Genomic DNA, 8,358 nt, shown 5'->3' on the forward strand with positions numbered 1-8,358 from the left:
ACAACTTGATATAAATTAAATTTAGATAAGGAGGAGTAATCATGCAAAGCTTAGGTCAACTACTACAAACAGGCGATTGGAAAGGTGAAAAACACGTTCCTGTAATTCACTTGCCTGATAGTGTAAAAAAAAGCGAAGGTTTTCAGTTAAAGGTTTCAATCGGTGATGAAGTTAAACATCCCAATAAACTTGAGCATCACATTAAATGGATTAAAGTCTTCTATTTTGAAGAAAACGGTAAATTCCCAATCCAAATAGCCAATTTTGATTTTACTGCCCACGGTGAAGCTGGAGTATATACTGAACCATCAGGAGCTACTAATGTAGTTCTAAATAAACCAGGTTTTATCTACGCTATGGCTTACTGTAATATTCACGGTCTGTGGGAAAATAAAGCCGAATTAAAGTTTTAATTAGATTTGATTGACAAACTTGCACATTAAAATATTATTCAAGTTTCTATCATTATGACTCCAGTATTCAGCTACTATACAACTAATTTTATGAATAAAGAGATTGAATAATTGACTTCTATTTGGGATCAAATCATGTAAAAGAAATATTTAGTTAGTAAATATACAGTTTCATAGATTAATTACAATCTATCACAAATCATCATCGATTTAGTATAATAATAATACAATTTTCACTTGACAAAATAGCAAACATTATAATATTATATAAAGCAAATTAAATGAAAATTATAAACGTTGAAGGAATTAGTAGTCTCTTATGACTAAATATTTAGAGAGCAAGCTGGTTGGTGAAAAGTTGCAGTTCATAAGAAGATGAATTACACTCTGGAGTTTCAATGGAAAACATTGCCCTAGTCAAGGGTTACTATGACATAGAGGCATCTTTTGATGTGAACTAAGGTGGTACCACGGGTCTTCTCGTCCTTATATGGATAGAAGACTCTTTTTATTTTTCTGAGAAGATTTTATATATAGAACTTTATACAATATATACTTAATCATGAATTATATAACTTCTTCACCTATTATAAAGGGGGAGATTAATATGGCTATTCAAATCAGAGGAGCAAGGATAGAAGATTATCATGACTTATGTACTATATATTCAGAACTTGATGAACTTCATAGACAAGAACATACTGAGCTTTTCGTCAAGCCTAATACCATTGGTAGATCAAGGAATTATATTGAAGGATTAATTAACGATGCTTCCAAGGCTTTGTTTGTTGCTGAATATGAATCTAAAGTTATTGGTCTAGCTGAATGCTATATTATTGAATCACCTGATTTTCCAATTCTTAAAAAGCGAAAATGGGTTCAGTTAGATAGTATAGCAGTTAAGAGAGGTTTCAGAAACCTGGGAGTTGGAGATTTATTGTTAAAGGAAGTAACTAACTGGTCTAATATAAATGGTATAAAAAGAGTGGAATTGAAGGTTTATACCTTTAATAAAGATGCAGTAGAGTTTTATTCTAACAAAGGATTTATTGACATAAATAAAACCATGTATATTGATTTATAAAAAATATTAATTATAGGAGGAATACTATGGATAGAAATGTTTTTGATATTTTAATGGAAAGAGGCTTTATTGAACAAACTTCCCACGAAGATGAGCTTAGAGAATTACTTGGAAAGGAACCTGTTACTTTTTATTGTGGGTATGACCCTACTGCCGATAGTTTAACAGCAGGTCATTTCCTAACTTTAATGGCCATATCCCATATGCAAAAAGCTGGACATAGACCAATAATTCTAATTGGTGGGGGAACAACTATGGTTGGTGACCCAACAGGAAAGACTGACATGAGAAAAATGCTTACTTTAGATGATATTAACAATAATGCTGAATGCTTTAAAGAACAGATGAAAAGATTTATAGATTTCGAAGACGATAAAGCAATTATGGATAATAATGCTGATTGGCTTATGAATTTAGAATATTTACCATTTCTAAGAGAAATCGGTGCACATTTCTCAGTTAATAGAATGTTAAGCGCAGAGTGTTATAAGTCAAGAATGGAAAAAGGACTTACTTTCCTTGAATTTAACTACATGATAATGCAATCTTATGATTTTTTAGAGCTTAATAGAAAATACGAATGTAAACTTCAAGTAGGAGGAAATGATCAGTGGTCAAACATGCTAGGTGGAATTGATTTAATTAGAAAGAAAGAAGGAGAGAGCTCATATGTTATGACCTTCACTCTTCTCACTACCCCTGACGGTAAGAAAATGGGAAAAACTGAAGATGGCGCTCTATGGCTTGATCCTAAGAAAACCACACCTTATGATTTCTATCAATATTGGAGAAATGTTGATGATAAGGTAGTAGAAAAGTGTTTAGCATTATTAACTTTCTTACCTATGGATGAAGTTAGAAGACTAGGAGCATTAGAGGGTTCTGAAATCAATAAAGCAAAAGAAGTACTAGCTTTTGAAGTAACAAAAATCGTACACGGAGAAGAAGAAGCTAAGAAATCTCAAGATGCCGCAAAAGCTCTATTTACTGGTGGTGATAAGGCAGCTTCCATTCCTTCAACAGAGCTTGATTCTTCTATGTTTGATGAAGGTATGGGTATACTAGCATTATTAACAGAAGTAGGACTAACAAGCTCAAATGGTGAAGCTAGACGTCTAGTTAAACAAGGTGGAGTTTATGTTAATGAGGATAGAGTTACTGACTTTAGATTAGAAGTATCTCTAAATGATTTTGAAGATGGTAAGCTAATGATAAGAAAAGGTAAAAAAGTATATCATCAAGTTATTATAAAGTAATAAGCAAATGAATACATTAATTTGATACCCTAACAAGATTTATTATAAGTCATAAAATCTGCATAAAACATAAATAAAACTCTTCTCTAAAAGTGATTAATATCAATGATTAATCTAGAGAAGAGTTTTATATAATTCCCATAAAAACATAAGAAAACTCTTTAGAAACATAGATTCTATTTTATATTACTCCAGTCCATATACTTGTTTAAAGTAGCTACAAATCTCTCTAGATATACCTTATCCTCTTCATCAAATCTATCAACAATAGGACTGTCGACATCTAACACACCAATTAACTGCTCGTCCCTAACTATTGGCACTACTATTTCAGATTTAGATGCAGAATCACATGCAATATGTCCAGGGAAATCATGTACATCTTTAACTAATTGTGTCTCTAGACTTTCAGCTGCTGTACCACATACTCCTCTGCCTATTTCAATATGAGTACATGCTGGTTTCCCTTGAAAAGGGCCTAATACTAGCTCATTATTTTTATGAAGATAGAACCCTACCCAATTAATATCATCCAGTAATAGCCATAAAAGTGCCGAAGCATTAGAAAGATTAGCAAGCCAATCAGGTTCTTCACAGATTAATCCAGTAAGCTTTAGATTTACATAGTTATAGAACTTCTTCTTATCATCAGTCTTTATCTTTTTTATCTGTTGCATTCAATCACCTCTTTCAAAATACTTAATATGTAAAAATTTCATAATTCATTTCAAATAATTATTCGATTTATTTATGAAATTTCTTAATATATATAATTATAATACAAAAGACTTTTACTTGTATATATAGGATTAGATTAATAATTTATAATAATGGAGAAAAGAGAACTCCCAATGACTCTTTAAATTTTTCGAAAATACTACGCTTTGAAAATTCTTCCAATAAAATTTCATTACTATGTTTTAAATCATTTTTAAAGTCATCCTCTAACCTATTAATAACATCTTCATCATAAATAAATGAATTAACCTCAAAGTTAATCTCTAAGCTTCTAATATCTAAATTTGCACTTCCCACTGTGGCAGCAGACCCATCAACAAGAAGCACTTTACTATGTATAAATCCCTTCTCATATGTATAAACCTTTACACCCGCCCTTAATAAATCTTCTACATTCCCTCTAGATGCCCAATAAACTAGTAAATGATCGGGTTTATTTGGAATTATTACTCTTACATCTACTCCACTTAGCGCAGCTGCCATTAAAGCTGTGGTAATACTTTCTCCTGGTACTAAATATGGAGTTTCAATCCATATCCTATTCTCTGCATTAGAAATCATTGTAAAGTATGCTTGCATTATAGATTTCCAGTCTGAATCTGGTCCACTAGATGTAAGCTGTAGCAATTCTTCACCATAGTACTTTAACTTTGGATAATATATTTCTGATGATACATATTCACCTGAAACAAATTCCCAATCCTTTAAAAATATATTTTGAAGACTATAAACTCCTTCTCCTTTTATCTTCATATGGGTATCTCTCCAATAGCCAAGTTTTGGATCGTGGCCTAGATATTCATCTCCAATATTAAGTCCTCCCAAGAACCCTACTTTACCATCTATAACTATTATTTTTCTATGATTCCTATAGTTCAGCTCTCTACTTAGTACTGGTATAGCTGTTGGAGAAAAGGCAAATACCTTTATCCCTGCAAGCTTCATCTCATTAATGTACTTCTTGCCTATTTTCCAGCAACCTACGCTATCATATATTAATCTGACCTCTATCCCTGCATTCGCTTTCTTTATCAAAATATCCTTAATCTTATTCCCAATTTCATCATTTCTTATAATAAAATACTCAAGATGAATATGATGAGTAGCTTGCTCTAGTTCATCTATTATAGCACTAAAAGTAGCAACTCCATCTGTCAAAATTTCCACCTTGTTATTTATAGTAAATGGTGAATCTGAATTTTTTAATAATAAATTAATCAGTCTACTTTTAACTTTACTACCTTTGTTTTTAAAGATTCCTGATTCCCTTAGAAGTTCTTTCTGAGTACTCACATTATTAGATAGATGTTTATAATCATTATACTTCTTCTTCTTATACTTATATTTTTTTCTGATGTTCTGACCTAAAAAAATATATAAAATAAAGCCTAGAAAAGGTATAATAAATAACACCATGAGCCAAGCAACGGTTTTAGATGGATTCTTGCTTTCCATAAATATTACTATTGCTATAAATACAGTATACAAGGTAAGAAATAATCCTAAGAATTTACCTAATCTTTTAAATACTTCCTTATAAATATCAATCGTTTGAATACCAAAAATAAAAATTGTTATTATGGTAACGGCAGCGATTATTAAAATAAGAGTTGCTATTGATTTTTTAGTTATAGTCATAATATCACCACACTTTTTTTAATTAAGATCTATTATATAAATACCCTAAACACTATATGGCAAAACTTCACTTTACTTCTCCATTTAATATATCTATAAAGTTTTTCGTAAATCTTGCAGTCATGCCCCAAATAACATAATTATTATATTCATAAAAAAATACAGGATATAATCCTTTTCTCCAGTTATACTCCTTCCCATTTTGAATTAAATGATATGGAAAATCTTCTCCTATAACTGTTTCCAATTCTATATTGTACTCCATTGGATTATTTCTTAGGAAATAGTTCAATGGAACTGTAAATATATGATCAACTTCGTCCTTATTACATCGTATATCATTTACATCAACGTTATCTATAATTCCACAATATATATGTAACTTAAAATTATAGGGAGATACTATATAGTCTAACTCTCCTAGTACCTTAATATCGTCCTTGCATATATTTAATTCTTCACAGGTCTCTCTAATTGCTGCCTCTTTATAATTTTCTCCTTCTTCAACTTTACCTCCAGGGAATGATATTTCACCTGGCTGAGTATTTAAATTTTTTGATCTAACTTCATATAGTATATGTAATTCTCCATCAACAATTACTAGTGGTAATATTACAGAGTACTTTTTTACTACGTTTAAAGGCTTAGCATTTCTTCCTTCAATTTTATTTTTAATAGTATTTAAATCCATAAACATCTCCTTATATATAGTATTCTTCATTATGGAAATCCCATGTTTAAATTTTACACAAGATTCTATTTGATTTATAATTATGAACATGTAATTTCCACTATTTAAAATTTGGCCACAAAATATCCTTTAATTCATCAATAGTTTCAACGTTACTTACCCCTAATTTTTCCAGAGTTTCATCTATAATTTCCTCTCCAAATTGATGTAAAAAAGTAAATACCATAGCTTTTTCTCTAAACTCTTCATCTAATGCAGTATTTGAATCATATGCATTCATAAATGTCTCCATTCCTAACTTGTTTCTATTAATTAAACCAAACCAAAGAGGAACCCACTCATATTCCTTTTGACCAATCAGGCTATCAGCTAAGTCTATTATTGATGAAATTTGCCATTTGCTATTTTTAAACTCTAATAATAAATGATCTTCAGTTAAATCTCCATTCACTAAATTCAAGGAGGAGTCTTTATTATTCTCAAACCACTGTCGGATTAAACTAGGTATCTTTATTTTAGCTGTATTTGATAACCTACTGATGCCTTTATTATTTTTTATATAATTTTTTTCCCTATTATTAACAAATTTTATCCAATTAATATTTGAAGTACCCATTTGTTCTAGCTTAATTGAAGATGTATTATGTATTTCTTTTACTATTTCACCTAGATCCTTATATATATCCATTAAATTTTCGTGGCTTATCTTATCCCTTATATCCCTTATTGCTTTACCATATTTATATTCCATTATCATATATGGCCAAACTATCCTATCTTGAAAACTTCCATTACAGATAACTTTAGGTATAGGTATTTTTCTATTTTCTTGTAATGCTTTATGCACTTCTACCTCATGCTCATAATCCTTATGACATCTCTCTGGATAGATTTTTATAACATATTTATTATCCAATATAAAAACAGCATTTGTGCCAGGATATCCAGCCCGAATATTATCAAAACATATTCCTTCATTACTACATATTGCTTTCACAATTGGTAACCATATTTCTTCATTGGTGAAAATTTCTCCCCAATGCTTCCAATTTCTTATTTCTGGCAGTAGCATCTAAATCCCCCATAACTATAGTTTTACTTTATTTTATAATATTTCTTGATATTTTGAAATGGAATACTTCTCCTAATCTCCTGTAGAATTTATTTTCAAAAACTTCCTTAATAAAAAATAGAGGTGTATCCACCCCTATCTAATCTAAACAATTTATAAATTCCTTATGTATTTCTTTTTTTAATTTTATTCCAAATGATCTCAAAGCTTTATCTAAACACTTCAATGTCATAAACACTTTTTCTTCTCTACAGTTCTCTCCCATATGACCGATCCTCATAACTTTTCCAGCTAAATCAGAAAATGCTCCGGCAATCATAATTCCATAATTATTAACTAGATAATTTCTAACTTCTTCTTCCTTTATTCCCCCAGGAGTTTTAAAGGAAGTTACAGTATTTGACCATCCATCCTTAGGATAAAGTTCAATTCCACTCTCTGTTAATGCATATCTAACTGCATTAGCGATTCTTTCATGTCTCTTGAATTTCTTATCATCTTTTAGTAGCCTATCCACGGCTACTTCTAAACCATATATATCACTAATCGGTTGTGTATATGGAAACCATTTCTTCTTGTACCAGTCTTGCCATATATTTAGATTACAATAGTATCCAATTATAGGCTGCTTCCTATTCCTAATAGAATACCATGCATCTTCACTTACACTCAAAAATGTTAATCCTGGTGAAGCAGATAAACATTTCTGAGATCCTCCTAAAACAATATCAATCTTCCAATCGTCTACCTTTACATCTTCTCCTCCTATTGAGGATACTGCATCTACTACTGTTAATATATTATACTTTTTAAGGAGCAGAGATATTTCTTTGATAGAATTTAACATTCCTGAAGGGGTTTCACAATGTACCATTGTAGCTAGTTTAAAATCATTATTCTCGCTCAAAAAGTCCTCTAGCTTGTGAATATCAATTGACCTTCTAGGATCTCCAGAGAAAAAAGTGCATTCTCCTCCATACATCTTAATAAAGTCACCAAAACCCCTTCCAAAAATTCCATTTTCTATACAAAGAACTTTATCTCCTGGCTCTATTAATGAAGCGCATGCCGCCTCCAAACCTAATATACCTTCCCCTGATAAAATAAGAACTTCATTATCTGTATTCATTAATTTGCCTATCTTTTCAGCAGTGTTTTTATAGAACTCATAAAACTCTGGATCTAAGTCAGGATTTGTAATGGGTTTTGCCATTGCCAATCTTACATCTTCGTGAATACTAGTTGGACCTGGTGTCATAATCATTTTCTTATTCATAGTAACTCTCCTTTCTAACACTAATTTTAAACTTCAAATTTCTTAATTAATCTCAATACAGATATTTAAAGAAATTGCATATTTAAATTCCAAGCAACATCATATTTAATTTGTAAATATGTAATCCACTTAGTGAACTCGTTCTGCTAAAGCAGAACATCGGGGCTTCAGATGGAGACTCTACTCCACC

General features: G+C 30.7%; 8 protein-coding genes and 1 other annotated feature. Of the genes, 3 read left to right on the forward strand and 5 right to left on the reverse strand.

What is annotated here, in order from left to right; all coding sequences use genetic code 11:
• The first annotated feature begins 41 nt into the window (after positions 1-41).
• The 3 genes from JMO20_RS13335 (at position 42) to tyrS (ending at position 2,753) form a co-directional block, all read left to right on the forward strand.
• On the forward strand, positions 42-413 hold the full coding sequence (locus JMO20_RS13335) for a class II SORL domain-containing protein (RefSeq protein ID WP_202710179.1): 372 nt from the start codon (positions 42-44) through the stop codon (positions 411-413).
• Positions 414-701: 288 nt separating this feature from the next.
• Positions 702-904, forward strand: a binding site (T-box leader).
• A gap of 116 nt (positions 905-1,020) precedes the next feature.
• Entirely contained in the window at positions 1,021-1,497 is a 477-nt protein-coding gene (locus JMO20_RS13340) for a GNAT family N-acetyltransferase (RefSeq protein ID WP_202710180.1), read from the forward strand.
• Between the two features lie 26 nt (positions 1,498-1,523).
• Positions 1,524-2,753: a tyrosine--tRNA ligase gene (tyrS, locus tag JMO20_RS13345; RefSeq protein ID WP_202710181.1), complete on the forward strand. Its 1,230-nt coding sequence runs from the start codon at positions 1,524-1,526 to the stop codon at positions 2,751-2,753.
• Between the two features lie 176 nt (positions 2,754-2,929).
• Here tyrS and JMO20_RS13350 read toward each other — a convergent pair whose 3' ends face one another.
• From JMO20_RS13350 to JMO20_RS13370, 5 genes are all read right to left on the reverse strand, one after another.
• A complete protein-coding gene (locus JMO20_RS13350) occupies positions 2,930-3,430 on the reverse strand; it encodes a GAF domain-containing protein (protein ID WP_202710182.1) in 501 nt (166 codons plus the stop codon).
• A 145-nt stretch (positions 3,431-3,575) separates the two neighbouring features.
• The gene (gene cls / locus JMO20_RS13355) at positions 3,576-5,129 is read right to left on the reverse strand and encodes a cardiolipin synthase (RefSeq protein ID WP_202710183.1); all 1,554 of its coding nucleotides are present in this window, start codon (positions 5,127-5,129) and stop codon (positions 3,576-3,578) included.
• A 67-nt stretch (positions 5,130-5,196) separates the two neighbouring features.
• On the reverse strand, positions 5,197-5,850 hold the full coding sequence (locus JMO20_RS13360) for an NUDIX hydrolase (protein ID WP_243414739.1): 654 nt from the start codon (positions 5,848-5,850) through the stop codon (positions 5,197-5,199).
• A 70-nt stretch (positions 5,851-5,920) separates the two neighbouring features.
• On the reverse strand, positions 5,921-6,892 hold the full coding sequence (locus JMO20_RS13365; protein ID WP_202710184.1) for a phosphotransferase: 972 nt from the start codon (positions 6,890-6,892) through the stop codon (positions 5,921-5,923).
• Positions 6,893-7,031: 139 nt separating this feature from the next.
• Complete coding sequence (locus JMO20_RS13370; protein ID WP_202710185.1) at positions 7,032-8,168, reverse strand: pyridoxal-phosphate-dependent aminotransferase family protein; 1,137 nt, start codon at positions 8,166-8,168, stop codon at positions 7,032-7,034.
• Between the last annotated feature and the right edge of the window lie 190 nt (positions 8,169-8,358).

This window comes from Sporosalibacterium faouarense (assembly GCF_016765695.1).
GTDB lineage: Bacteria > Bacillota > Clostridia > Tissierellales > VENL01 > Sporosalibacterium > Sporosalibacterium faouarense.

What these genes read in the sequence shown, in the direction of transcription:
- JMO20_RS13340 (WP_202710180.1), top strand. Translation starts at nt 1,021, where the DNA reads ATGGCTATTCAAATCAGAGGAGCAAGGATAGAAGATTATCATGACTTA.
- JMO20_RS13370 (WP_202710185.1), bottom strand. Translation starts at nt 8,168, where the DNA reads ATGAATAAGAAAATGATTATGACACCAGGTCCAACTAGTATTCACGAA.
- cls (WP_202710183.1), bottom strand. Translation starts at nt 5,129, where the DNA reads ATGACTATAACTAAAAAATCAATAGCAACTCTTATTTTAATAATCGCT.
- JMO20_RS13365 (WP_202710184.1), bottom strand. Translation starts at nt 6,892, where the DNA reads ATGCTACTGCCAGAAATAAGAAATTGGAAGCATTGGGGAGAAATTTTC.
- JMO20_RS13360 (WP_243414739.1), bottom strand. Translation starts at nt 5,850, where the DNA reads ATGAAGAATACTATATATAAGGAGATGTTTATGGATTTAAATACTATT.
- JMO20_RS13350 (WP_202710182.1), bottom strand. Translation starts at nt 3,430, where the DNA reads ATGCAACAGATAAAAAAGATAAAGACTGATGATAAGAAGAAGTTCTAT.
- JMO20_RS13335 (WP_202710179.1), top strand. Translation starts at nt 42, where the DNA reads ATGCAAAGCTTAGGTCAACTACTACAAACAGGCGATTGGAAAGGTGAA.
- tyrS (WP_202710181.1), top strand. Translation starts at nt 1,524, where the DNA reads ATGGATAGAAATGTTTTTGATATTTTAATGGAAAGAGGCTTTATTGAA.